At 67.3% G+C, this 23,889-nt stretch carries 26 protein-coding genes and 1 pseudogene; 17 read left to right on the top strand and 10 right to left on the bottom strand.

Features of this window, described 5'->3' with window-relative positions; translation table 11 throughout:
* Window positions 1-2 precede the first annotated feature (2 nt).
* The 9 genes from ACERLL_RS03755 (at window position 3) to ACERLL_RS03795 (ending at window position 8,998) form a co-directional block, all read left to right on the top strand.
* A complete protein-coding gene (locus ACERLL_RS03755) occupies window positions 3-500 on the top strand; it encodes a (2Fe-2S)-binding protein (RefSeq protein ID WP_373654717.1) in 498 nt (165 codons plus the stop codon).
* A gap of 12 nt (window positions 501-512) precedes the next feature.
* Window positions 513-2,915, top strand: a complete 2,403-nt coding sequence (locus tag ACERLL_RS03760; RefSeq protein WP_373654718.1) for an aerobic carbon-monoxide dehydrogenase large subunit — start codon at window positions 513-515, stop codon at window positions 2,913-2,915.
* Window positions 2,916-2,941: 26 nt separating this feature from the next.
* A complete protein-coding gene (locus tag ACERLL_RS03765) occupies window positions 2,942-3,550 on the top strand; it encodes an SRPBCC family protein (RefSeq protein WP_373654719.1) in 609 nt (202 codons plus the stop codon).
* Between the two features lie 111 nt (window positions 3,551-3,661).
* Window positions 3,662-4,534, top strand: a complete 873-nt coding sequence (locus tag ACERLL_RS03770) for an AAA family ATPase (protein WP_373654720.1) — start codon at window positions 3,662-3,664, stop codon at window positions 4,532-4,534.
* 166 nt (window positions 4,535-4,700) lie between these two features.
* A complete protein-coding gene (locus ACERLL_RS03775) occupies window positions 4,701-5,831 on the top strand; it encodes a vWA domain-containing protein (protein ID WP_373654721.1) in 1,131 nt (376 codons plus the stop codon).
* 13 nt (window positions 5,832-5,844) lie between these two features.
* Window positions 5,845-6,840: an XdhC family protein gene (locus ACERLL_RS03780; RefSeq protein WP_373654722.1), complete on the top strand. Its 996-nt coding sequence runs from the start codon at window positions 5,845-5,847 to the stop codon at window positions 6,838-6,840.
* Window positions 6,837-7,475 carry a nucleotidyltransferase family protein gene (locus ACERLL_RS03785; protein ID WP_373654723.1) on the top strand — a complete coding sequence of 213 codons (639 nt, stop codon included), beginning with the start codon at window positions 6,837-6,839 and terminating at the stop codon, window positions 7,473-7,475. The genes ACERLL_RS03780 and ACERLL_RS03785 overlap by 4 nt, the downstream gene beginning before the upstream one ends.
* Window positions 7,472-8,308 (top strand): XdhC family protein, encoded by an 837-nt coding sequence (locus tag ACERLL_RS03790; RefSeq protein WP_373654724.1) that lies wholly within the window; start codon window positions 7,472-7,474, stop codon window positions 8,306-8,308. The genes ACERLL_RS03785 and ACERLL_RS03790 overlap by 4 nt, the downstream gene beginning before the upstream one ends.
* 264 nt (window positions 8,309-8,572) lie before the next feature.
* The gene (locus tag ACERLL_RS03795; RefSeq protein WP_373654725.1) at window positions 8,573-8,998 is read left to right on the top strand and encodes an iron-sulfur cluster assembly scaffold protein; all 426 of its coding nucleotides are present in this window, start codon (window positions 8,573-8,575) and stop codon (window positions 8,996-8,998) included.
* Between the two features lie 16 nt (window positions 8,999-9,014).
* Here the strand turns inward: ACERLL_RS03795 and ACERLL_RS03800 are convergent, their stop codons facing one another.
* Window positions 9,015-9,518 carry a hypothetical protein gene (locus ACERLL_RS03800; protein ID WP_373654726.1) on the bottom strand — a complete coding sequence of 168 codons (504 nt, stop codon included), beginning with the start codon at window positions 9,516-9,518 and terminating at the stop codon, window positions 9,015-9,017.
* 144 nt (window positions 9,519-9,662) lie between these two features.
* Here ACERLL_RS03800 and ACERLL_RS03805 point away from each other — a divergent pair, with 144 nt between their 5' ends.
* From ACERLL_RS03805 to ACERLL_RS03815, 3 genes are read left to right on the top strand one after another with little or no spacing between them, the layout of a single operon-like run.
* Window positions 9,663-10,334: an HAD family hydrolase gene (locus ACERLL_RS03805; RefSeq protein ID WP_373654727.1), complete on the top strand. Its 672-nt coding sequence runs from the start codon at window positions 9,663-9,665 to the stop codon at window positions 10,332-10,334.
* 37 nt (window positions 10,335-10,371) lie between these two features.
* Window positions 10,372-10,572: a hypothetical protein gene (locus ACERLL_RS03810; RefSeq protein ID WP_373654728.1), complete on the top strand. Its 201-nt coding sequence runs from the start codon at window positions 10,372-10,374 to the stop codon at window positions 10,570-10,572.
* Between the two features lie 8 nt (window positions 10,573-10,580).
* Window positions 10,581-11,084 (top strand): TspO/MBR family protein, encoded by a 504-nt coding sequence (locus ACERLL_RS03815; protein ID WP_373654729.1) that lies wholly within the window; start codon window positions 10,581-10,583, stop codon window positions 11,082-11,084.
* Window positions 11,085-11,374: 290 nt separating this feature from the next.
* On the opposite strand, the gene ACERLL_RS03820 is transcribed toward ACERLL_RS03815, so the two are convergent.
* Window positions 11,375-12,385, bottom strand: coding sequence for an alpha/beta fold hydrolase (locus tag ACERLL_RS03820; RefSeq protein ID WP_373654730.1), 1,011 nt, complete (start codon window positions 12,383-12,385; stop codon window positions 11,375-11,377).
* Window positions 12,386-12,410: 25 nt separating this feature from the next.
* On the bottom strand, window positions 12,411-13,463 hold the full coding sequence (locus tag ACERLL_RS03825) for a hypothetical protein (RefSeq protein WP_373654731.1): 1,053 nt from the start codon (window positions 13,461-13,463) through the stop codon (window positions 12,411-12,413).
* Window positions 13,464-13,842: 379 nt separating this feature from the next.
* On the opposite strand from ACERLL_RS03825, the gene ACERLL_RS03830 reads away from it, so the two are divergent.
* The gene (locus ACERLL_RS03830; RefSeq protein WP_373654732.1) at window positions 13,843-14,259 is read left to right on the top strand and encodes a hypothetical protein; all 417 of its coding nucleotides are present in this window, start codon (window positions 13,843-13,845) and stop codon (window positions 14,257-14,259) included.
* A gap of 61 nt (window positions 14,260-14,320) precedes the next feature.
* On the opposite strand, the gene ACERLL_RS03835 is transcribed toward ACERLL_RS03830, so the two are convergent.
* Window positions 14,321-14,533 (bottom strand): hypothetical protein, encoded by a 213-nt coding sequence (locus tag ACERLL_RS03835; RefSeq protein ID WP_373654733.1) that lies wholly within the window; start codon window positions 14,531-14,533, stop codon window positions 14,321-14,323.
* Window positions 14,534-14,708: 175 nt separating this feature from the next.
* Here ACERLL_RS03835 and ACERLL_RS03840 point away from each other — a divergent pair, with 175 nt between their 5' ends.
* The 3 genes from ACERLL_RS03840 to ACERLL_RS03850 all read left to right on the top strand — a co-directional run bounded on the left by ACERLL_RS03840 (window position 14,709) and on the right by ACERLL_RS03850 (window position 16,303).
* Window positions 14,709-15,512 (top strand): DUF3108 domain-containing protein, encoded by an 804-nt coding sequence (locus ACERLL_RS03840; RefSeq protein WP_373654734.1) that lies wholly within the window; start codon window positions 14,709-14,711, stop codon window positions 15,510-15,512.
* Window positions 15,513-15,606: 94 nt separating this feature from the next.
* Window positions 15,607-15,987: a hypothetical protein gene (locus tag ACERLL_RS03845; protein ID WP_373654735.1), complete on the top strand. Its 381-nt coding sequence runs from the start codon at window positions 15,607-15,609 to the stop codon at window positions 15,985-15,987.
* Between the two features lie 28 nt (window positions 15,988-16,015).
* Entirely contained in the window at window positions 16,016-16,303 is a 288-nt protein-coding gene (locus tag ACERLL_RS03850) for a hypothetical protein (protein ID WP_373654736.1), read from the top strand.
* 289 nt (window positions 16,304-16,592) lie between these two features.
* Here ACERLL_RS03850 and ACERLL_RS03855 read toward each other — a convergent pair whose 3' ends face one another.
* The 5 genes and pseudogenes from ACERLL_RS03855 to ACERLL_RS03875 form a co-directional block, all read right to left on the bottom strand.
* Window positions 16,593-19,199 carry a PAS domain S-box protein gene (locus ACERLL_RS03855; RefSeq protein WP_373654737.1) on the bottom strand — a complete coding sequence of 869 codons (2,607 nt, stop codon included), beginning with the start codon at window positions 19,197-19,199 and terminating at the stop codon, window positions 16,593-16,595.
* 48 nt (window positions 19,200-19,247) lie between these two features.
* Complete coding sequence (locus ACERLL_RS03860) at window positions 19,248-19,598, bottom strand: hypothetical protein (RefSeq protein WP_373654738.1); 351 nt, start codon at window positions 19,596-19,598, stop codon at window positions 19,248-19,250.
* 573 nt (window positions 19,599-20,171) lie between these two features.
* Window positions 20,172-20,624 (bottom strand): Ros/MucR family transcriptional regulator, encoded by a 453-nt coding sequence (locus ACERLL_RS03865; RefSeq protein WP_373654739.1) that lies wholly within the window; start codon window positions 20,622-20,624, stop codon window positions 20,172-20,174.
* Between the two features lie 573 nt (window positions 20,625-21,197).
* The gene (locus ACERLL_RS03870; protein WP_373654740.1) at window positions 21,198-21,656 is read right to left on the bottom strand and encodes a glycoside hydrolase 100 family protein; all 459 of its coding nucleotides are present in this window, start codon (window positions 21,654-21,656) and stop codon (window positions 21,198-21,200) included.
* 32 nt (window positions 21,657-21,688) lie between these two features.
* Window positions 21,689-22,003 (bottom strand): annotated as a pseudogene (locus ACERLL_RS03875) (glycoside hydrolase 100 family protein); the annotation flags it as partial.
* Between the two features lie 493 nt (window positions 22,004-22,496).
* On the opposite strand from ACERLL_RS03875, the gene ACERLL_RS03880 reads away from it, so the two are divergent.
* Entirely contained in the window at window positions 22,497-23,501 is a 1,005-nt protein-coding gene (locus ACERLL_RS03880) for an alcohol dehydrogenase (RefSeq protein ID WP_373654845.1), read from the top strand.
* A 106-nt stretch (window positions 23,502-23,607) separates the two neighbouring features.
* Here the strand turns inward: ACERLL_RS03880 and ACERLL_RS03885 are convergent, their stop codons facing one another.
* Window positions 23,608-23,823, bottom strand: coding sequence for a hypothetical protein (locus ACERLL_RS03885; RefSeq protein WP_373654741.1), 216 nt, complete (start codon window positions 23,821-23,823; stop codon window positions 23,608-23,610).
* Between the last annotated feature and the right edge of the window lie 66 nt (window positions 23,824-23,889).

Here is a 23,889-nt window from a genome sequence, read left to right on the forward strand (position 1 = left end):
CCATGGCGAGCAAGACGCCCATCAAACTGACGGTAAACGGCCAGCAGCGCGAGGTGCTGGTCCATCCCCGCGAGCTGCTGATCCATACCCTGCGCGAGCAGCTCGGCCTTACTGGAGCGCACATCGGCTGCGAGACCAGCCATTGCGGTGCGTGCACCGTGGACCTGGACGGCGCCTCGGTGAAGTCCTGCACCGTGCTCGCCATGCAGGCGAACGGTTCCGAGGTGCTGACGGTGGAGGGACTCGCCCAGGGGGGCGAGCTGCACCCCGTGCAGGAGGGCTTCATGCAGGAGCACGGCCTGCAGTGCGGTTTCTGCACGCCGGGTATGGAGGTGCGCGCCTACCGCTTCCTGCAGGAAAACCCGGACCCCACCGACGAAGAGATCCGCAAGGGCCTGGCAGGTAACCTCTGTCGGTGCACCGGCTACCAGAACATCATCAAGGCGGTGCGCTACGCGGCGAGTAAGCTCGCCACGGAAAAGTCCCGCGAGATGGCCTGAGGAGAGGGGACTATGACGACTGTAACCGAATCCCAAGTCCGTGCCGACGAGCAGCAGAACCGCGGCTGTTCCCGCAAGCGCAAAGAGGACCCGCGCTTCATCCAGGGCAAGGGCAACTACGTGGACGACATCAAGCTGCCGGGCATGCTGCACGGCGACTTCGTGCGCAGCCCCTTCGCCCACGCCCGTATCAAGTCCATTAACAAGGAGCCGGCGCTCAACCACCCCGGCGTGCACGCCGTGCTCACCGCCGAGGACTTAAAGCCCCTGAACCTGCACTGGATGCCCACCCTGGCGGGCGACATGCAGGCGGTGCTGGCGGACGAGAAGGTGGCCTTCCAGAACCAGGAAGTGGCCATGGTCATCGCCGACGACCGCTACATTGCCGCCGACGCCACCGAGCTGGTGGAGGTGGAGTATGAGGAGCTGCCGGTGCTGGTGGATCCCCACCACGCCATGGACGACGACGCCCCGGTGATCCGCGAGGACATCGCCGGCAAGAAGGAGGGCGGCCACGGTCTGCGCCTGCACGACAACCACATCTTCACCTGGGAGGTGGGCGACAAGGACGCCACCGACCGGGTATTCGACGAGGCGGAGGTGACCGTCAAGCAGGACCTGCTCTATCCGCGGGTGCACCCCTGCCCGCTGGAGACCTGCGGCTGCGTGGCCAGCTTCGATTCCATAAACGGCGAGCTCACCGTGCACCTCACCTCCCAGGCACCCCACGTGGTACGGACGGTGTTCTCCCAGCTCTCCGGCATCGCCGAGAGCAAGGTCCACATCAATTCCCCGGATATCGGCGGCGGCTTCGGCAACAAGGTGGGGGTCTATCCCGGCTACGTGGTGGCCTCCGTGGCCTCCATCGTCCTCGGCCGGCCGGTGAAGTGGGTGGAGGACCGCATCGAGAACCTTTCCACCACCGCCTTCGCCCGCGACTACCACATGACCGGCGAGCTGGCGGCGGACAGCCAGGGCCGCATCAAGGCCCTGCGCGCCAATGTGCTGGCCGACCACGGCGCCTTCGATTCCTGCGCCGACCCGCGCAAGTGGCCCGCCGGATTCTTCAACATCTGCACCGGCTCCTACGACATCCCCACCGCCTACGCCCGGGTGGACGGCGTCTACACCAACAAAGCGCCCGGCGGCGTGGCCTACCGCTGCTCCTTCCGGGTCACCGAGGCCAGCTACCTCATCGAGCGCATGATCGACGTGCTCGCCCAGAAGCTGGACATCGACAAGGCGGAGATCCGGCGGCGCAACTTCATACAGCCCGAGCAGTTTCCCTATTCCACGCCGCTCGGCTGGGAGTACGACAGCGGCAGCTACCCGGCCGCCCTGGAGCGCGTGCTGGAGGCGGTGGACTACGAGGGGCTGCGCAAGGAGCAGGCGGAGAAGCGCGCCCGCGGCAAGCTCATGGGCATCGGCATCTCCACCTTCACCGAGGTGGTGGGCGCCGGGCCGAGCAAGAATTGCGACATCCTCGGCGTGGGTATGTTCGACAGCTGCGAGGTGCGGGTCCACCCCACCGGCAGCGCCATCGCCCGCTTCGGCACCAAGTCCCAGGGCCAGGGCCACGAGACCACCTACGCCCAGATCCTCGGCACCGAGATCGGCATCTCTTCCGAGAACATCCAGGTGGAGGAGGGCGACACCGACACCGCCCCCTATGGCCTCGGCACCTACGGCTCCCGCTCCACCCCGGTGGGCGGCGCCGCCGCCGCGCGGGCGGGGCAGAAGGTCCACGCCAAGGCCAAGCGCATCGCCGCCCACCTGCTGGAGGTGAGCGAGGACGACCTGGAGTGGGACGTGGACCGTTTCCAGGTGAAGGGCGTGCCAGACCAGGCCAAGACCATGACCGAGGTGGCCTGGGCCGCCTACAACGACGTGCCCGAGGGCATGGAGCATGGCCTCGAGGCGGTGGAGTACTACGACCCGCCCAACCTGACCTTCCCCTTCGGTGCCTACGTCTGCGTGGTGGACATCGACCGCCACACCGGGGAGAGCCACATCCGCCGTTTCTACGCCCTCGACGACTGCGGAACCCGCATCAACCCCATGATCATCGAGGGCCAGATCCACGGCGGTCTCACCGAGGGCTTCGCGGTGGCCATGGGCCAGCAGCTGGCCTTCGACGAGGCCGGCAACATCCTCGGCGCCAGCCTCATGGACTACTTCGTGCCCACCGCGGTGGAGACACCGCAGTGGGAGCTGGACTACACCGAGACCCCCTCGCCGCACCACCCCATCGGCGCCAAGGGGGTGGCGGAGTCGCCCCATGTGGGCAGCATCCCCTGCTTTTCCAACGCCGTGGTGGACGCCTTTGCCCACCAGGGGATCAGCCACATGAACATGCCCCACGACGCCTACCGCGTGTGGCGCACCATCCACGAGCTGGGGCTGGACGCCGACTGAGGCGTCCGGCCCGCCAGGAGCCGGAAATGCAGGTAACACTGGAGAAGAACATTCCTCTCGACGGCCCGCCCGCCGCCACTTGGGCGGTTCTGCAGGATATCGAGGAGGTCACCGAATGCCTGCCGGGGGCGGAGATCACCGAGCGGGTGGACGACAGCCACTACAAAGGCCAGGTGAAGGTCAAGGTGGGCCCGGCGTCTAGCACCTTCAAGGGCGAGGTGGAGGTGCTGGGCCTGGACGCGGGTCAGCACGAGCTCCACCTGCATGGCAAGGGGCAGGACACCAAGGGCACCTCCAGCGCCACCATGGACCTGAAGGCGACGGTCAGGGATACCGGCGATGGCAAGAGCGAGGTGGCCGGGGTCTCGGAGGTGAGCGTCACCGGCAAGATGGCGAGCTTTGGCGGGCGCATGATGGAGCAGGTGGCCGACCAGATCATGCAGCAGTTCGCCCGCAACCTGAACGACCGGGTGGCGGCCCGCGGCGAGGGCGCCGAGGCGGAGGCCGCCGCCGAGCGGGTGGCGAGTCAGCCCCGCGAGCTCAACGCCCTGCAGCTCGCCTGGAGCATGGTGGTCAGCTTCTTCCGGCGGTTATTCGGGCACAAGGGATCCCACCACGGCGAGCACCAGGCGTAGCCGAGGGATCACGTAGGAGCCCGGCTCCGCCGGGCGATCCTGGTTGAAAAATCGCCCGCTAAAGCGGGCTCCTACGGGGCATGGTGGGCATCCAGCCCAAAGGTAGGGGGAATGGAGGACATCGCCCAATTCCAGAAGCGGCTCGCCGAGGTGGGCTACATCGCCGACAAGCCCCTGGCCGCCACCCTGCTGCTCACCGAGCGCCTGGGTCGGCCCCTGCTGCTGGAGGGCGAGGCGGGGGTGGGTAAGACCGAGGTGGCCAAGGCCCTGGCCCGCGCCAACGGCCACCCCCTGATCCGCCTGCAGTGCTACGAGGGGCTGGACGTCAACGCCGCGGTCTACGAGTGGAACTACCAGCGCCAGCTCCTCTCCATCCAGATGGGTCAGCTGGAGGGCCGCTCGGAGGAGACCGAGGACCACCTGTTCAGTGAGCAGTTCCTACTGTCCCGTCCTCTGCTCCAGGCCATTCGCAGCCCGGAGCGGGCTGTGCTGCTGGTGGACGAGATCGACCGCGCCGACGAGGAGTTCGAGGCCTACCTGCTGGAGGTGCTGTCCGACTTCCAGATCAGCGTCCCGGAGCTGGGGACCCTGAAGGCGGTGCATATCCCCCGCGTGGTGCTCACCTCCAATGCCACCCGCGAGCTCTCCGACGCCCTGCGCCGCCGTTGCCTCTACCACTACCTGGAGTTCCCGGATTTCGGCAAGGAGCTTCGTATCCTCCAGGCCCATCTGCCGGGGATGAGCGAGCGCCTGGCCGGTCAGATGGTGGCCTTCGTGCAGCGGCTGCGGGCCCTGGACCTGCGCAAGAAGCCCGGAGTGGCGGAGACCCTGGACTGGGCGGCGGCCCTGGCGGGGCTGGAAGTGGACCGGCTGGAGGTGGAGACCGTGGCCGAGACCCTGGGCTGCCTGCTCAAGACCCGGGAGGACCAGGCCAGCGTGCCCCGTGAGGTGCTGCAGCGGTTGGCCGGGGAGGCGGGGGAATGAAGCCGAATGGGCCCCGTAGGAGCGGCGTCCCCGCCGTGATTTCCCGGCCAGGATTGGGCAGGTCGCGGCGGGGACGCCGCTCCTACGGAGGAATTGCCGTTTTCCCGCCTCATTTCTTGAATCCTTTCCCTTGGTGTTTTCCGTTTCGCCATCCAGAGCGCTTCCCATGACCACCCCCGAACGCCAACTGGTCGGCTTCGCCCGCTTCCTGCGCGCCCACGGGCTCCGGGTGGGGATGGCGGAGCAGGCCGATGCCCTGCGGGCGGCGGCAGGCGGCTCATTGCTGGACCGTCGCCGGCTCTACTGGGAGCTGCGCGGGCTGTTCTGCGCCAGCCGGCGGGACTGGGAGGACTTCGAGCGGCTGTTCGAGGCCTACTGGGGCCGGGACCAACCCCGGGGCACCGTGCGTCACAGCGGGAAGGGAGGGCGCCGCGCTTCCGGGGGTCAAGGGCCGAATCGGGCCCGCCTCGCCCGGGAGGCTGCCGCCGGGGAAGGGGCGGAAGGGGAGTCCGCCACCGCTCCCCGCGGCGGAGCGAGCCGCGGCGAACGCCTGGCGGGTACGGATTTTCGCGACTTGACCGAGGGCGAAGAGATGGAGGCGGTGGGCGCCCTGGCGGAGCGCCTGGCCCGGCGCATGCAGCGGCGGCCGTCGGCGCGCTGGCGGCCCTCCCCCCGCGGCCGGCGTATCCACATGCGCCGCACCCTGCGGGCCAGCCTGCGCTACGGCGGGGTTCCCCTGCGCCCGGTGCGCGCCCGGCGCCGCCTGCGGCCGCCGCGCTTGGTGCTGCTGCTGGACGCCAGCCGCTCCATGGAGCTCTACAGCTTTTTCTTCCTCCGCTTTGCCCGGGGCCTGTTGGGCGTTTTCCCGCGGGCGGAGGCGTTCGTGTTCCATACCCGCCTGGTGCGGGCCAGCGACGCCCTGCGCCAGCGGGATTTCACCCGGGCCCGGGAGCGCCTTGCCCTGCGCTCCGCGGGCTGGGGCGGCGGAACCCGCATCGCCGAGAGCCTGGCCGCCTTCCGCCATACCTACGGCGGCCGCATGCTGGATCGGCGCACGGTGGTGGTGATCGTCAGCGACGGCCTGGAGACCGGCGACCCCGCCGAGCTGGGCGAAGAGCTGCGCCGCATCCGCGGCCGGGCGCGGCGGGTAGTGTGGCTGAACCCTTTGCTGGGCCGGGCGGGCTACGAGCCCACCGCCGCCGGCATGGCCGCGGCCCTGCCGTGGCTGGACCTGTTCGCTCCGGCCCACAACCTGGAAAGCCTTGCGTCCCTGGAGGATGCGCTCACCCGCCTGTAGCAGGAGGTCGAAAATGTCGAACGGAGACAGCGTGCTGGAGCGGGCCCGGAGCCTGGAGGCGGCGGGGCTCCCCGGCGCCCTGGCAACGGTGGTCCGGGTGTATTCGCCCACTTCGGGCAAGCCGGGGGACAAGGCAGTGGTGGACGGTGAGGGCCGTCTGCACGGCTGGATCGGCGGCGGGTGCGCCCAGCCGGCGGTGATCCGCGCCGCCCGGCAGGCCATGGCGGACAGCGAGTCGCGCCTCATCCGCATCCGCCCCGAGGAAGCGGGAGCCGAAGAGGCCCCCGAGTCGGGGGTGGAGGATGTGGCCATGCGCTGCCACAGCGGCGGCACCCTGGAGATCTTCATTGAGCCCCTCACCGTGGCCCCGGGCCTGCTGGTGCTGGGTGGCTCGCCGGCGGCGCACACCCTGGCGGCGCTGGCGGGCCGGGTGGGCTTCACCGTGACCGTGGCGGCCAAGGGGGCGGGCGCGTCGGTGTTCCCCGAGGCCAGCGAGGTGGTGCCGAGCTTGCGCTTGGAGCGGCGTCCCGCCGGACGGCCGCTGCTGGCGGTGGTGGCCACCCAGGGCCAGGGGGACGAGCTGGGCCTGGAGACGGCCCTTTCGCTGGGCGCCGACCACATCGCCTTTATCGCCAGCGCGCGCAAGGCGGAGCAGCTCCGGACCGACCTCAAAGAGCGGGGCTTCGATGCGGGCGCGGTTGACGCCATCGAGGCCCCCGCCGGGGTACCCCTGGATGCCCGCAATCCACGAGAGATCGCCGTCTCCGTTCTGGCTGGGCTGGTCAACGCCCGCCATCGCCTCGGCGCGGGCGCCGTCCTCGAGCCGGAGCCAGCCCCGGCCCCCGCCGCCGAGGTCGTGGACCCCATCTGCGGCATGACCGTGGATCCGGCCACAGCGGATTTCTCCACCGAATACGGCGGCCGCACCTGGTACTTCTGCTGCGGCCACTGCCAGCACCGCTTCGAGCAGGACCCCGCCGCCTATGCCGACGCGGGGGCGCCGGCATGAACGATTTCTCGGCGGTTCTGCTGGCCGCCGGGGCCTCCCGGCGTATGCAGGGCCGCGACAAGCTCACCCTACCGCTGGGAGGCGAGCCGCTGGTGCGTCGCACCGCCCGGACCCTGCTTACCGCGGGGGTGGATGAGCTGGTGGCGGTGGTGGCCGCGGACCGGGAGGATGTGCGGGAGCTGTTGATGTCATGGGGCGGGAAGCCGGGGGATGGACGGCTGCGCGTGGTGTCTAATCCGGAGCCGGAGGAGGGCCAGATGCGCTCCGTGACGGTGGGGCTGGCTGCCCTGGAGCATCCCGCAGAAGGCATCCTGGTGGCCCTGGCAGACCAGCCCCTGCTCACCGCCGCCGACATCCGGGCACTGATGGCGGCCTTTCGCAACCGGGAGCGCGGGGAGGTGGTGGTGCCCACCTTTGATGGCCAGCGGGGCAACCCCATCGTCCTGGCGGCGGCCTACCGGGAGGCGGTACTGGCCGGGGGGCCCAACCTGGGGTGCCGCCATTTCATGGAGCGCCACCCGGAGCTGGTGGAGGCGGTGCCCATGGCGAGCGACCACTTCGTAGAGGACCTGGACACTCCCGAGGATCTGGAGCGGATCAGCCTGCGGCTGGAGGGGGTAAGCGAACAGCCATGAAGCAAGACATCCTGGACGTGCAGCGGGCGCTGCGGGACAGCCGCCGGCCCTATGCCGTGGCGACGGTGGTGGAGACGGAGGGCTCCGTATCGGCCAAGACCGGTTCCAAGGCGGTGATCGATGAGTCCGGGCGGGTGGTGGCCGGCTGGGTGGGGGGCGGCTGTGCCGAGTCCAATACCAGCGAGCAGGCCTTGCGCTGCCTGGAGAGCGGTGAAACCGCCGTGCTCGACATCGACATGAACGACGAGGTGCTGGGCGCGGGCATGCCATGCGGCGGCAGTATGCGGGTCTACGTGGAGCCGGTGCCGCCGGCTCCCACCCTGTGGCTCGTGGGTCACGGCCGGGTGGCGGAGACCCTGAGCCGCATGGCGGCCCTCGCCGGGCTGCGGGTGGTGGTGAACGACCCCCAGGCGGACGCCGAGCGCTACCCGGACGCCGACCGGCTGATCACGGACGATATCGACTACGAGGCCCTGCAGCCCACCGCGGACGATTATGTGGTCATCGCCACCCAGCACAAGGGCGACCACGACTCCATGCGCCGGGCCCTGGCCGCCGGGGCCGGCTATATCGCCCTGATCGCCAGTCGCAAGCGATCCAACCTGGTCCTCGATTTCCTGCGGGAGCAGGGCTTCGGCGAGGCCGATCTGGGGCGGGTGTATGCCCCGGCGGGCCTGGACTTGGGGGCGCGCACTCCCGAGGAGATCGCCGTGTGCGTCCTCAGCGAGATCGTCCTCCGCCGGCGGGGCGGCACGGGGCGGCCCATGTGTGCCATCCCCGGCGAGGGAAAGGCTGAGAAAACGCCAAGACGCCAAACAGCCAAGAAAGGCTGAAAAACAGAAGGAATTGAACCGCCAAGAGCGCCAATAAAACCCGAAGAGAAAATATCCAGAAGAGGAGCCTCGAAGCCTAGCTGTAGGAGCCGGCCTCCGGACCGCGGCACTTTTCATGGGGTCTAGGGCGCAAGTGGACATCGCTCCTGCGGTCACCGGTAAAGGATTGGATCCTGCCGATAGGGCTTTGGTGGTCTTCTTGGCGTGACTTGACGTTCTGGCGATTTGGCGTTTTTGCCTTCGCATCTTTACTGGGAGGCTTCCATGGGCATTGCCGCCTACCACAAGGACGCCCTCATGGACCACTTCCGCAACCCGCGCAATCGCGGCGGGCTGGAGCGGGCCCAGGCAACGGGGCGGGGTGCAAACCCCCTATGTGGCGATGAGGTGGAGGTGGGGCTGCGCCTGGAGGGCGGCCGGCTTGCGGAGGTGGTGTTCCGCGCCCGCGCCTGTGCCATCTGCACCGCCTCCGCCTCCCTCCTGACCGTGGTCCTGGAAGGGCGGGAAATCCCCGAGGCCGGGGAGCTGCGGCGCACGCTGGAGTCCTGGCTGGACGGCGGCGACGGGGCGCCTCCGGCGCCCTTGGATGTCCTGGAGCCCGTCCGCGGCGAGGGCGCCCGTCGCCGCTGCGTGCTCCTGCCGTGGGAGGCCCTGGAAGAGGGACTGCGGGAGGCTTCCCGGAAGGCGTGACGGTCCGGGGCCTCGGCTACTGGTCGTCGCGCCCGGTACCGGGTTGCTCCCGGGATCCGGAGGCGGAGGCTTCCCCCTCGCCGCCTTGCTGGAGGTCGGGCGGCACCCGGAGGGGGTGGGCGCCGGTCCGGCTGCGCAGCCAGTTGAGCGTGCTGATGACCCGGGGGTACCCTATAATCCGGCGCTCCAGGTGGTATTTGCCCGGGAAATCCAGGAGCAGGGTGGCCACCAGGAGGGTCAGCAGACCCTGCCCGGGCAGCACCAGCATGGCCAGGCCGCCCAGGAGGAGGACGCCGCCGGTCAGGTTCTTGGCGGCCAGCACCAGAACGTGGAGCGCCGGGCTGTTCCGCCGCAGGGGGCTCGCCCGGCGCTCCTCGGCGTAGAAGTAGTCCGCCGGCAGAAGCCGCACCGCGAAGGGCAGCGCGCCGAGGCTCCCCACCAGCATGAGCACGGATGCGCCGGCAAGGAGGGCGGTGAGTTCCTCGTTGGCGGTGATCCAGTTCCAGACGAAATCGAGCACGAAGGGGCTCCCGAGCTTGTCGGTGGCGGCAGTCCAGATTCCCTTCCGGGAGCGCGAATCGCTTCCCGGACCCTATGGCCAAAGTAGCAGGCCCGCTCCGCGAATCGGAATTCGGGGTGCCGGAGACAGTCTCCGGGGGCTCCGGTGATCGGCGCCCTGCTCTTCGACGCCGAGGGCGTTGTCATCGACACGGAGCCGCTCTGGGATCGTGGTCAGGCGGAATTCCTGCGCAGGCGCGGTCTACCGTATGACCGCGCGCGGCTCAAACCGTTGCTTGCCGGGCGCTCTCTGCAGGAAAGCACCGAGGCGCTCAAGCGCGAGCTCGGTCTCCGGGGCGATACCGGGAAACTGGCGCGCGAGCGGGCCGACCTGGTGCGGCGGGCCTTTGCGGAGGAGGCGGATTTCGTGCCGGGGTTTCGGGCCTTCTTCGACGCGACGGGCAACGGTTTCCCCACCGCGCTGGCCACGGGGCTGGCCCCGGACCTCCTCGCCCTGGTGGATGAACGGCTGGGTCTTTCGGCGCTATTCGGGGGCCACCTGTACACCGTGGCGGATACGGGCCGGGGGAAGCCGCACCCGGACCTCTTCCTGCACGCCGCCGCCCGGTTGGGGGCGGCGGTGCCGCACTGCCTGGTCCTGGAGGACGCCCCGCACGGGGTCGCCGCCGCGAGGGCGGCCGGCATGTGGTGCATCGGGCTGACCACCACCCACCCCGCAGCGCACCTGCGGGAGGCGGACCGGGTGGTGGCCGGCTATGAGGGGCTCGCCGGGGTCCTCGGCGACCTCGGGGTTTGCCTGCCCCGGGAGGCGCCGTGATATTGGGAATTCCTGCGACACGACGGAGCGGCATCCGATGAGTGAAGGGGCACGCCTGCTGGGGGATCTGGATATGGGATTCCGGTCCCTGGAGGATCTGGACGACGGCGAGCTGCAACAGGCCGCCCGCACGGCCTCGGGAGAGCTCGCCATGGACCTGATCCAGACCGACCTGCCGGAGCGGGTGATTGCCGCCTGGGAGGCCCGCCAGGGCTCCGGTTCGGACGCGGACGGATAGGCGCGGTCGTGGCCGGCCGCGAGGCGTCCGCCACCCCGTCCCGGGGCCGCGACCTGGCCGCCCTGGCGGGCTTTTTCGCCCTGAGCCTGCTGGTCCTCGCCGCAGGCGGACAGGCCACCGCCACCTCGGTGGCCACCTGGTATCCCACCTTGCACAAGCCCGCCTTCAATCCGCCCGCCTGGGTGTTCCCACCAGTCTGGACGGCCCTGTTCGTGCTGATCGCCATCGCCGGCTGGCGGGTATGGCGCCGTTTCCGGGCGGCCCGGCGGAGCCTGGCGCTTGCCCTGTTCGTGGTGCAGCTCGTGCTCAATCTCCTCTGGTCCGTGCTCTTCTTCGGCCTCCGGTCGCCCGGGGCCGCCCTGGTGGAGATCCTCTTCCTGCTCGCCGCCATTGTCGCCTCCTTGGCGGTTTTCGCCCGGGTGGACCGGTGGGCGGCGGTCTGCTTCGTGCCCTACGCCGTGTGGGTGGCCTACGCGGGGGTGCTGAATGGCATGATCTGGGCGCTCAATTGAGCCGCCGGTGCCCACCGGAGAGGCGCTTTTCCGTCCGGGGGGTTGTTCTCTTGGCGGGGAGCATATAGAAGAGGGGCCCGGAAAAGCGTATTCACAAGAGGAGGAGAACACCGGTGGGCTACATTCTCGTGGGTTTGGCACTCCTGCTGGGCCTGATCGGTCTCGGCATGGCCGTTACCGTGCTCGTGTCGGGCATCCAGGCCGGATCCGGGTCGCATTAAGGTCCGGCGGGCTGTTCCATAAAGGCGGGGCCGGCATGGTATGCCGGCCCCGCCGTCTTTTGTGCGGGCTCATTCCGTATTCTCCAGGAAGGCCTTCAGGGCGCCGATATACGCCTTCCACGCCTCGTAATGGGGCACATGGCCCACGTCTTCCAGCTCCACCAGGGTGCTGTTGGGGATCTCGCGGGCGGCCCGTTTGCCGAGGGCGGGGTAGTTGCCCAGCTTTTCGGCCACCTCCGGGGAGACCAGATTCTTGCCCAGGGCCGTGCGGTCCTCCTGGCCGATCAGGAGCAGGGTCGGGACGCGGATCTCGGAGAGCTCGTAGAGCACCGGCTGGGTGAAGACCATGTCATCGGCCAGGGCGGCGACCCAGGCGATGCGCTTGCGGTCGGGTCCGCGCACCCAGCCCGCCTGGATCTCCAGCAGCTCCTGGTAGGTCGGCTTCCAGTCGCCGTCGAAGTAGCGCTCCCGCATGTAGGCCTTGATGCGCTCCGGCGTTTTCTTTAGCTCCAGCCGATACCATTCCTCCACGGTACGGTAGGGCACCTTGCGCTTCCAGTCCTCCAGGCCGATGGGGTTCACCAGCACCAGCTTCCGCGTCCGCTCCGGGAACATGAGGGCGAACCGGGCCGCCAGCATGCCGCCCATGGAGTGCCCCAATACCGTGGCCTGCCGCACACCCAGGTCGTCGAGCAGCCGCCGCGTGTGCGTGGCCAGGGCGTGGAAGCTGAACTGGAAGGCCCGGGGCTTGCTCGATTTGCCGAAGCCGATCTGGTCCGGCGCGATGACGCGGTAGCCTTCCGCCGTCAGGGCCTCGATGGTCCGTTCCCAGTAGGCCCCGGAGAAGTTCTTGCCATGCAGGAGAACCACGGTACGCCCGTTGGGACGCTCCGAACGGACGTCCATGAAGGCCATTTCCAGCGCCTGGCGCTGGACGTCCAGGCCCAGGAAATGCACCGGGAAGGGGTAATCGTAGCCGGAGAGGCGCGCGTCGTAGCCCGGTTCCGCGGCCGGCACCGCGCCGGGCAGCATCCCCAGGAACAGGGTCAGCGCCAATGCGGGCAGGAATGTCCCGCGCATGGTTCCTCCCGAGACGGCTGTTGGATCAAATGGTCAGTGCGGCCTTTTCGAAGGACGGCGGATCCTCGGCCCGGGTCTCCTGGCGCCAGATCGCCCGACCCAGCGGCTCCACCTGGGAGCGGTCCGGTCCCAGAATCACCACGAGAAAGGCGGTTCCCTCGCCGCCCGGATACAGCATGGCCCACTGCCAGTAGTCGCGGCTGTCCTCTCGCCGGCAGCGTCCCTGGAACATGGCCGCGTAAGCATCGTTTCCGGAGACGGGATGGATGGGGGAGATCTGGGGCTCTCCGGCGCTGTGCCGAGTGCAGGTCCGGGAGAAACGGGTCTGCAGGCCCGCCACGGCGGGGCGCAGCTCCTCCCCGGCTTCCCGGGGCAGAGCGGTGAGACGCGCCCAGTAGTGCCCCGGGTTGCTCCAGCTCAGGTTCCGCCCCGCCGGCGCTTCCGCGGACCGGAAGCGCGGCTCGGGCAATCCGGCATCCCAGGTCCAGGATTGCACCATTTCCCGGAACACCACCCGCAGGGCCCGGTTCACCCGCTTCCTGTCCTGCTCCGGATTGTTGGAATTGAATGGGTTGCTGTCCGCGTGGGCGAGAAAGCATTCATGCAGCCGGGGAAGGGCGCTGTAGGTGTCGGTCAGATTCAGGTTGAACTCCCTTCCGGAGGCCTCCGCCCGCAGCACCAGCTTCTCCCCGTGCCGCAGGCGGCGGATGGGGGCCTCCTCCCAGGAGCCCAGGTCGATATGCACGACGTTGTCCCGGAGGGCGCTCGCCTGGAAGCGTCCGATTTCCTCCGCGTCGACGGCGAGCGTGACCGGATAGCTCTCCCCCTCGGGCAGCACCCAGTTGACGTTTTGCACCAGCAGCCCGAGGTGGCCGTTGAGAAACAGAGCGAACCCGAAGGAGGTTTCCCCTTCCAGTGGCGTGGAAATAATGCAGCCCTGGAAGGCGCCGGAACTGTCGCTGAGGAGGATCTCTCCCCGCCATCGGCCCGCCTTGAAGGCGTCCTGCGTGGCGGAGCCCGCCGGAGCGGCGAGCAGGAGCAGCAGCAGGCCCAGGCAGGACCCGTACCTGAAAAGCATTGACCGTCTCTCCGGTTGCAGTGGGGGGCTTTTTTCAGGCTCCCTTGCCCGGAACCCGGATGCAAGCCGCGCTTCCCGGTAGTTGATCCGCCTGGAAATGGCGGCCTGGCAGGGTCTGGCGAAAGGTTGGGGAATTTCCGGGAACAGGGACGGGAGGGCCTTTCCGGTCTTTAAGATGCAAAAAATATACAACTTTATTCGGCCTGGGTCGGGGTATAAAGATTAGATATCTGTTTTATTTGTTATTGTCCGGTTACGGGAACTCGGCTAGGAAAATCCCGGCCTCATGGTAAAAGGGGTGGTATACGCCCCTGGGTAGACGTTTGCCGGGAAAGTGATATCTCATGGTTGTATTGCGCGGTCTACTGGCGGGGGAAGAATGATGGTTAAGGTGGAGCAGCCGGAACGGCGTTCGGATATCCAGGGGGTTCGGCGCCGGGTCCGGCGCTATGCCCTGTTTCAGCTTCTGGTGCTCGCCGGCGCCGTGGCCACCGGGCTCGGCGGCTACGTGCTGGTGGCGGCCTCCGGCGCCGTTCTGGGGGCGGTATTCGCCCTTTGGGCGGGGCTCGCCTGCCTGGGGCCCCTGCTCAAGGTGGCCATGGAGTTCGACGGCATTCCGGCCGCCTTCGCGCCCATCCGCAAACTGGAGTACGAGCGTCTCTGGGAGCGTGCCGTGCGCAGTCCGGAGCTGCGGGAGAAGGTGGAGGGGATCCTGAGCGAAAGGGACGCCATCACCCGCTATGAGTACCGGCGGCTGATGGGGGACGAGGATCCGGACACGCTGCTGTTTCCTTGAACGGAGCCGACCATAGGAGGGCCCGGGGAGCTTCCCGGGCCTTGTTGGGCGGTGGGTACGCTCAGCCGCCCATGGCGCGGCGCTTACGTTCCAGGTTATAAGTGCACAAAATATGGACACCGATACCGCCCAGGAGGAGCGCGGTAACCAGGGTGCCTCCCACGTTCTGGCCGAGCAGCTGGGTGCCGATCCATTGCACGAGGGCCGCGAGTACCACGAAGGCCACGATCGGACCGACGATTCCACAGTGGATATTCTGATTGGGGCTCGCCATGTGCAACCTCCCGTAGTCCATGGCCTCAGTGTCCAATAGGCGTAGAGTCCAGGAAAAAGTCAAGCAAATTCAACCAATAACCTGATCTGGAGGTGCTCTTGAGGTCTTTCAAGGTCCCGTTCCGGTGCCGGGTCCATGCCCGGTTGAAGGCCCGCTCCCGCAAGGAAACCGGCTAATGGCCGCGCTGCCGGTTTCCTTCCTAGGACGGCTCCTGCTGTTTGGTCTGCTTTCCTCCCTCCTCCTCACTTCGAAAACCTCCGCGTCCCCGGGCCCCGAAAGCTGGGAAATCCAGTTCGAGGAGCTGCGCTATGAAGTAAGCTGGGCGGGCATGAAGGCCGGCAAGGGCATGTTCCGCGCCCGGCCCACGGAAGAGGGCCTGATCCTGCGGGCGCAGATCTGCTCCACCGGTTGGGTGGACGCCCTGCATTCGGTACGGGATCAGATCTATACGCGTGCCCGGGTGGAAGACGGGAAGCTGGTCCCGGAATACCACCGGGTCACCCAGATTGAGGGGGGCAGCACCAAAGAGACGGTGCTGGAATTCCTGACCGAGCACCGGGTGATGTTCGAGCGGAAGGGGCGGGAAAAGCTCATTTCCGTACCGCCGGGCGTATTGGAAGTGCTTACCGCCATCTATTCCATCCGCCGGATGCCGCTGGAGGTGGGGGTGACCCATCGGGTTCCGCTGATCGATGGCAAGGACGTGAAGATGCTGGTTGTTCCCGTCGAGGGGCGCACCAAGGAAGGGGGCGAGGTGGTCCTGGAGGTGCGGCCCTACACGGTGGGGGAGGACGGCGAGCGCGACGGGGGAAAGAATTGGGAGCTGTACCTCAGCCAGGAGGGCCGGATCCCCGTGCGCATGAAGCTGGAGCTTTCCTTCGGTACGCTCCACCTCCGTCTCACCGGGGTCCGGGATACATCCAACGGCAGGGACGGCCAACAGCTGTTTTGCGACAAGAGCGTGCGCATGCCCCGTTGAAGAGGCGGGGGTATGGAGCGCTGCGGGAACATGGACGTTCGGCTCCGGAGGTTGCTTTAATCAAACGAGGGGCCGATAGCCAACGGGAGCGAGTATGAGGCGGCTGATTCCTGGCCAGGAGCGGCATGATGGCATGGTGCGCCGCATCGCGCATGGCCTGCGCGACGGCGGCTTCAACGAGGTGCGAGCCGACGGGGTGGATGGATTCGAGCTGCCCGACACCATCGACGGCCGCGTTCCGGATGTCACCGCCCGTGGACATCGGTTCCATATCTATGAAGTAGAGACCGAAGAGACGCTGAGCTCCGAGGAGACCCGCCTTCAGTGGCAGGCGTTCAGCCGGTTCGCCCGCCACGACGACCAGGCCCATTTCGTCATCATCGTGCCCCAGGGCGTGGGATTGAAGGCCGAGGCGCAAAAGAATTACTACCAGCTTTCGGCAGAGGTGCGGGAAGAGGACTTCGCGGCGGAGTGAGCCCGTACCGGCCGGAAGGAGGGGTGCCATGACCTACACGTTCCAGCATCTCCGGCTGCCTCCGGAGGAGGACCTGGTACTTGCCCGAGCGGGCCGGTCCGCATGGCTGGATGTGGAGCTGGTCTTCCGCCAGGAGGAAACGGATCTAGAGCCGGTGGTGCGCCTGCGGGTCCCCGTGGCGTATTCCGGGGAGCGGAGCCTTGACCAGCTTCACGGCGAAGCGGTGCGCGAGGCGGAGGATCTGGCACAGCTGGCCGCCACCCATCTCGAGGAAAACGACGTGGGCGCCCTGGTGCGCATGGCGATGGGTAGCTGATTCCGGGCCGCGCTATTTCCGGGGCTTTCCCGACAAGGCAAGGGTGGCGACGCCGGCAATGGCCAGGACTACCCCGACACCGATCAGGGCGATAATCAGGAGTGTGGTGTCATCCATTATCGACCTCGTCGCGCATGGTATATCGACGAAAGGCAGTACGCCGGAAAGCCCGCTCGGCAATGCGGGCTATATCAGGACGACTTTCCGGTTACCGCTTTGTTTATCAGTCCCGGAGACCATGGAAAAGGCCTCCGTTTCCGGGAGATGACCCCGGCACAGGTCTCCGGCGTCAGCCCTGCCGTAGGAAAATGGTAAAGGTGGCGCCCGGGCCCGGATCATTGTTCCGGGCGTGGAGATTGCCGTTATGGGTTTCGGCGATGGACCGGACGATCCACAGGCCCAGCCCGAGCCCTCCACTCTTGGTGGTGAAGAAGGGTGCGAAGTCCTCGTTCTTCAACGGCTCGGGCAGGCCCGGACCCTCGTCTTCCACTGCCACGGTGGCCCCGTGCGGGCAGCGGCGCGTGCGCACGGTCACCCGGGAAGGCTCCTCGCCGTGCGCCTCGCGGTTGGCATCCAGGGCATTGCGAACCAGGTTGAGCAGGCCCTCCTGGATAAGGATCGGGTCGACGGGGAGGACGGGGCTGGGGTCCGCCAGATCGGTGGTCAGCTCCACATGTGCGGCACGCCGCTCGCTGTCCAGGTGCGACAACAGATCCCGGACCAGGGCATTCAGATCCGTGGGCTGGAAATGGGCCTCCTCGCCCTTCAGGAAGCCCCGGACGTTGGAGACGATCTCTCCCGCCTTCTGGATGTTCCCCATGGCCCGTTCCAGGGAAGCGCGCAGCGAGGTGCTCGGCGGATCCGATTCCCTGGGCAGGTGGTTGAGTCCAGCCTGGATGTAGTTCACGGCGGCGGCGAGGGGCTGGTTGAGCTGGTGGGCGAGGATGGTGGCGATCTCTCCCATGGAGATGAGCCGCCGGGCCTGGTTGAACTGCTCGCGATGGGTTTTCTCCCGTGCCTCGGCCGCCTTCTGCTCCGAGAGGTCGCGGGCGATGCTCGAGAAGCGCTCCACCTCGCCCTGGTCGTTGAAGTGGGCGACGATGGTCTGGGAAAAAGGCACCTCCTGCCCCTCGCGGTCGTAGAAGGCGGTTTCCCCGCGCCACAGGCCGCTCCGGGCGGCCACCGGCAGGCCCTCTTCCCGGATCTGGCGAGCGGCCCATGGGGGCTGGTCGCCGCCCACCTGATGGCTGTCCGGGGAGCGCTCCCCGAGGAACCGGCGCGCGGCCGGGTTGAGATAGAGGATATTGCCTTCCCGGTCCGACATGGCAATGAGATCCGGCGAGGCCTCCAGGATGCTCAGGAGGCGCTCCTGGGCGCGCTCCGCCTCCTTGCGCGCGGTGATATCACGCAGGATCACCTGGGTGGTGGGCATCCCCTGGTAGCGGATCAGCCGGCCGTGCACTTCCACTTCCACGCGGCTTCCGTCCCGGCGCAGGGCCTGCCCTTCCGCGAACAGACTCCCCTGTCCCTGGTCCGCGTGGAGTCGACGGCTCCGCTGTCCGACGTGTTCCGCTTCCTCGGTGGGCACCAGGTCGAAGATGGAGGTGCCGATCAGCTCCTCGGCGGATTCCGCCTGTACCAGTCGAGCCATGCTTTCGTTGGCGTAGAGGAGGCGGCGGCCGTCGTGGAGCAGGATGGGGTCCGGGGATTGCTCCACGATGGCCCGATAGCGGTTCTCGCTCTCGCGCAGCGCCCGTTCGGCGGCCTTCTGCCAGGTCAGGTCCGTGACGAAGGCGAAAATGAAATCGGGATTCCCCGCGCTGTCCCGCGCCGTGGTGGCTTGGACCATCACCGGAACGGCGGAGCCGTCCTTGTGCAGGAAGCTTATCTCGTAGCGCCGGTGCTGATCCCGGTCCCGCTGCGCGGATTCCTGCTGCAGGATCTCCCGGTTCGGGGCATCCAGCCATTCGGTGGGGGGCCGGCCGATCATCTCCGTCCGGGTCCGCCCCAGCAACGTGCATAGCGCGTCGTTGACGTCCAGCGTGACCAGATCCTCGTACCGGCCCATCCAGAAGCCTTCCTGGGCGGTGGCCAGAATCTGGCGGTACCTGCGCTCCTGCTCCCGGAGCTTCTCCTGCGCGCGGTGCCGGTCGGTGGCGTCGCGGCTAACCGCCACCAGCCCCCGGATCTCGCCATGGGGGCCGATGAAGGGCGTCTTGACCGTGTCCAGCAGGACCCACTCGCCGTCCGGGTACCGCACCCATTCCTCGTCGTGCCGGGGCTGGTTCCAGGCCAGGACCTTGCGGTCGCCCGCGGCGCACGCTTCGGCCACCTCCCGCGGGAAGAGCTGTTCATCGGTCCGGCCGATGGCTTCTTCAAGCGAACGCCCGAGGAGCTTTTCGAAGGCGGCGTTCCCGCCCCGGTAGGCGCCGTAGATATCCTTGTAGAACACGATGTCGGGAAAGGGCCCGAGCAGGGTGGCGAACAGGCCGGCCTGCTCCCGTTCCCGGGCCCGGTCGCGCAGGTCCTGGACGCTTACGTGCAGGAGGGGCTGTTCCTCCAGGGAGAGGCGCGTCACCTGTACTTCCACGGGGCAGGCGGAGCCCCCCGGCAGGGCCATATCGATCTCGAAACAGGCCGCCGACTCCTGCGAGGTGCGCTGCAGCTCCACCCGGGCGCGGGTGGTCTCGGCGGGGAACAGCCGGTGCAGGGCGCAGCCGGAGATGCCTCCGGCATGGTAGCCGAATTGGGACAGAAAGGACGCGTTGGCCTCCAGGACGCGCGGCGGGTCCGGCTGGAGGAGCAACTGCGGCTGGGGGCTGCGCCGGAAGAACTGCCCCAGCAGGGTGTCCGAAGCGGGGCGCCCGAGCGGCTGTTCCAGTGCGTAATCGGTCATCGCCCAATCCCGAAAGGGGGGGTGGGGGGAGCGGGTCCGGGGCGCCAGCTACTGAACCGGGGACCCCTCGGTTACCGCCTCCCATTCGGAGCGGGGGATCTCCTCCAGGCCGTACCCGGTCAGGTATTCCACGGCCGCGGCCCGAAGCCAATAGGCCAGGGTGAGTAGGTCCGCCTCGCGGAGCTGAGCCCGGGTAGCGTCCTCGTTGGGGGAGAGGTCGATAACGAGGTGATCCTCCTCGCTGCCGGTGTTATCGGCCAGGACGATGGAAGCGTTGCCCTCGCCGTCCAGGGAGAACCACCAATCCTGCCCCCGGAGAGGTGCGCCGGATACGCGGTATTTCTCCTCCCCCGCCAGGGAGTCCGGATTGATGGAGAGCGGCACACGTTGCTGATTCATGGTGATCTTCTCTTTTCCTGTCCGAAAATCAAATTATGGACCACCCGGACGATACGCGGGGATGTGGGCAGATCCCAAATCGGGTCCGGAAAATGGGCAGGGTTCGGCCAGGTCGTCGTCGAGCTGGACAAAAAAAGGCCCGGGCGCTATGCCCGGGCCGCCTCCCGCCGGGGCTGGGGACCGAAGAAACCCCGGCGCGGAGGGCACGGAGGGAGAAAAGGGGATGGGCGGTGCATCGCATTGCCCAATAGACGCAACAAGCGCTCCGTTCGGAGGGCTTTCCGCCCATCCGCTTTCGCCAGCAGGAAGACCCGTTTCCTAACCTTTTCTCGCCTCTTCAGAAATTGGACCGCTCTGGCCCGGAAACGTTTTCCCCGCTCGTCAAGTTTCGGCGAGGGGGCACGGTCCTTCCATCGGCAGTAGGACGATGCGCCGCCGTAACGGGCCTAAGGGGGCCGATCCGGGAGCCGCCGGTTCGAGGCGCACTCCGCCTCCCCGCGCCGCTGGGAGCACGAAAAAAAGACCGGTGGCGCGGCCACCGGTCCGGCGAAAGCCGCAAGCTGGTGTTGCGAATCAGGATTGGCCTTCACGCTGCTTGCGCCGGGCTTCGGCGAGCCGCTCGCCAAGGCCGCGCTCCTTGGCCACCTTGGCACGCTGTTCGGAAAGGTTCGGGGCCACCAGGGGATAGTCCCTGTCCAGGTCAAAGGCTTCCCTATATTGCTGCGGGGTCATGCCATGGGCGTTGTTGAGGTGCCGCTTGAGGGTCTTGAAAGATTTTCCGCAGACCAGGCAGGTCAGCGCGTCTTTGCCGATGGCCTTTTGCGGGGACATGATCGGTTCGCGCTTTTCCGAACCGCCTTCTTCGACCCCTTCGGCCTCTCCTTCAGGGGCGGGGATGGCGCCCTCGCCTTCCATCTTGACCAGGGTGCTATAAGATTCCTGCAGGAGCTGGATTACTTCCTGAGCGGATTCGGCATTGGCCGCGTAGTTGGCAGCGATCTGGGCAGCGAGCTCACGGGTTCCCAAAGAATATCTCCTTCCTGGTTGGTTCGGAGGGATCGGAGTATACATACGTAGAGTATTTTTTTCCAAAATAGTTTCTCCTTCATCAATGCCAAAGTACTCAAAGCATCATTTCAGAGTGTAGCTCTTCAAGTAAAGCGCGATCCCTTGGGGGATTCCCTGAACCTTCCAGGGCAGAGCATCACACAGGCCAAAGAGAATGTTTGCACCCCGGTTATGCCTCTCTCCAGAGAGCGGGCGGCTTGGCGCGGGCTTGAACCCGCAATAAATTTGTGGGTATATTCCCACACATGGAATATGGTTAAAGGGCGGCAGGCGCCGACGGTACCTGCGCCCGGAAACCCAGCAATACGCAGCCGCAGGAGGTGCAAATGGATTCCACCACCAAGCGCGAGATTCTGGACAACCTCCCCATGGTGCTGGTCGCCGCCATGGCGGCCCTGGGGCTGGTGAGCGTTTTCTCCGTGGTGCTCTTCGGCTAGCCTGAAGGCGCTGTCCACGCCTAGCGGTCCAACGCCCGGAACGCCTTCGGGAGGGGGCAGGTGCGGGGAAGAGGCCTCGGGAGGGCGGAGCGCATCAAGGGGCGTCGCCCTCCCGGCTGGGCGGGGGCTGGCCGGGGAGCATGGCCAGTAGGTCGGGATCTTCCAGAAGCCGCAGGGCTAGGAGGAAGCCCGCCGCCGACCAGGTCTGGTTCAGGTTGGCATGCCGGCCCACGTAACGTCCGTACCGGCCGTCGTAGAATTCGGCCCAGCCTTCCCAGGGCAGCCGGCTCCGGGCGGCCACGAAGGCCCACAGGAGTATCGGCCAATGCCCGCCATTCTGGTATCGCCAGGGCAGGTTCACGGGATCGGCCCCGGTGAGCACGTACCAGTCCTTTCCCTCCACGGCGGGGAAGCAAAGCTTCATGGGCATGTCGCCCACCAAGTCCCTCCAGTGCACTTCGAAGGTCTCCATGATCCGGGCGCTCTGCCTCGGGGTGGTAAGCCCGAGCACGATGGCGAGCAGGTTGCCGACGCCACGCGCCCCACCGCCCAATCCCCGAAATCCGCCTCAAGCGTTTCCCGGCCATTCGCGTCCGTACGCACCCAGAAGCTTGCCGGCATGACCCCGGGAGCCTGATCGAAGCCTTTATCCGGCTGGTCCAGCTTCCGGATCTCGTCCACCGTTTCCAGGAAGTTGCCGACGATCCCGGTATGGCCGTCGGCCAGATGCACCAGGGCGGCCACGGTGAAATCCCGCACGAAGCATTCCTGATAGTGGCCGGATTTCGTCTGGTGCGGCGCATAGGAGGCCGCTGCTCCAACCGGCCGGGCTCCATAGTACATCCGGGTGTCGGAGAGGAGCTGGTAGGCGGAAGCGATATCATCCGGTACCGATGGCATGACGCCCTCCGAAGACCGGGTGAATGGCGGGATGGGTCCCCGTTACCTGGGAGGGGCCCCTGGCTCCTGTATAGCATGCGTGTCCGGCGCTTATGCAGGAAATGGAAGGGGACCGGGGAATGAAGCTCCGACGACGCAGGCTCTGCAGCCCCGGGTTGAACCGGAGGGCGATTTTTGCACAATGGGATGGTTAGCATGCCCATCATGCGGTTTTCTCCCGCATGTCATCAGATAGCCTTCTCTTGGTCGTGACGCCCGGGCCGTTGCCGATCAGCGGCGGCTGGCGCCGGCACGCAGACGGCCTCCGACACCGGAGCGGATACCCGCTTCGATAAAGCGCCAACCGTACTACCGCGGCGTTTTTCGTCCGGTTCCGGAGATGGAAGGATGCAGGCCGTTGCCGGCGTCCGCATGTCTGCCGGGGCTGTTCCGGGCCGTTCACGCCTGACCGAGATCCAATTGCCCAATGCGAAAGAAGGAGGGTCCCATGTCCATGAAAGTGGCCCAGGTCCGAGAGCCCGGCGCCGCCTTCGAGGTGGTGGAGCGGGAGATCCCCGAGCCGGGAGCGGGCCAGGTGCGCCTGAAAGTGGAGGCCTGCGGAATCTGCCACAGCGACGCTTTCACCAAGGATGGCGCCTTTCCCGGCATCGATTATCCCCGGGTTCCGGGGCACGAGGTGACCGGCCGGGTGGATCAGGTCGGATCCGGCGTGCAGAGCTGGAGCAACGGCCAGCGCGCGGCCGTGGGCTGGCACGGCGGCCATTGCGGCCAGTGCGACCGTTGCCGGGCCGGTGATTTCATTACTTGCCGCAACGCCCAGATTTCCGGAATCAGCTACGACGGTGGCTATGCCGAGTACATGATCGCCCCCGAGGAGGCCCTCGTCTCCATGCCGCAGGAGCTCGACTCGGTGGCCGCCGCGCCTCTGCTTTGCGCCGGCATTACCACCTACAACGCCCTGCGGCATAGCGGTGCCGATGCCGGCGATGTGGTCGCCGTGCAGGGCGTGGGCGGTCTCGGCCACCTGGGTATCCAGTACGCTCGGCGGATGGGCTACCACACCGTGGCCCTGTCCAACGGCACGGAAAAGCGCGATCTGGCCCTGGAGCTCGGCGCCCACCGCTACGTGGATGCCAAGAGTGAGGATGTCAACGCGGTGCTGCAGGAGCTCGGCGGCGCCAAGGTGATTCTGGCCACCGCCCCCAGCGCCGACGCCATGACCAGCGTGGTGGACGGTCTGGGCGTGGATGGCGAGCTCATCGCGGTGGGGGCCACCCCCGAGCCGATCCAGGTGAGCCCGTTCCAGCTGATCATGGCCCGGCGCACTGTATCCGGATGGGCCAGCGGCACGCCCAAGCAGGCGGAGGACACCCTGGCCTTCAGCCGCCTCGCCGACATCCAGGCGCGGATCGAGACCTATCCGCTCGACCGGGTGAATGAGGCCTATGACCGGATGATCAACAACGAGGCGCGCTTCCGGGTGGTCCTGACCATGTAGGAAGCCGGGATTCCGTGCAGGCGGGAAGGTTGGCTCCGGGTGGATACGAGGCCCGGATCGACCGGAAAGCATATGGGGGCCGTGCGGCCCCCATGCTTTTTCTATCCTATGCTTTCCCTTTTCCGGGATGGAGGTCTGTTTCGGCGATAACCCGGGCGTCCGGACGCTGGAGCTGGATTTCCTTCAATGCCACCAGGGCGGAGCCGAAATCCGCATACGCCGGACTCAAGGCCTCCGCGAGCACGCGACGGCCATCCTCCGCATGCCGATCCACTCCTACCCAGTAGCGCACGGGCAGCCCGTCGGCGGGTGCGTCCTCCATGGCTCGTTACCTCCGGTGTCCTAGCGGGCGCAGGAGTGTCATACTCCCGCAATTGCTTTGAAGAAT

Source organism: Thiohalorhabdus sp. Cl-TMA, from assembly GCF_041821045.1.
GTDB classification, from domain to species: Bacteria; Pseudomonadota; Gammaproteobacteria; order Thiohalorhabdales; family Thiohalorhabdaceae; genus Thiohalorhabdus; species Thiohalorhabdus methylotropha.